At 69.2% G+C, this 289-nt stretch carries 1 protein-coding gene; it reads right to left on the bottom strand.

The features are described 5' to 3' along the window. Positions 1–289, bottom strand: a 289-nt coding sequence (locus EN850_RS36800) for a hypothetical protein (RefSeq protein WP_189591362.1), incomplete at both ends; no start/stop codon positions are given.

Raw genomic sequence — 289 nt, 5'->3', positions numbered from 1 at the left:
CGGTCTTGCCCATGGCCGGGCGGGCGCCCAGCACCATCAGGTCGGTCGGCTCCAGGTACGGGATCTTGCGGCGCACGCTGCTCCACTTCGGCACCAGGCCCTGCGTGCCCTCACCGTGGAACCGGGCTTCCATTTCGTCCCAGGCCTTCTGCACGCCGCTGCGCACCATCACCAAGCCGCCGCTTCCGCTCGACTTCACGGTCAGGCTGGCCAGCTTCGTCGCCGAGGCAGACACCACCTCCTCCGCCTCGTCATCGCTGGCGCCGTAGGCGCTGTCTGCGATGTCGGT

It is taken from the genome of Mesorhizobium sp. M8A.F.Ca.ET.207.01.1.1 (genome assembly GCF_004794715.1).
Classification (GTDB): Bacteria; Pseudomonadota; Alphaproteobacteria; order Rhizobiales; family Rhizobiaceae; genus Mesorhizobium.
The sequence above is the reverse complement of the archived record's forward strand: the minus strand, read 5'-3'. Positions and strand labels throughout refer to the sequence as shown.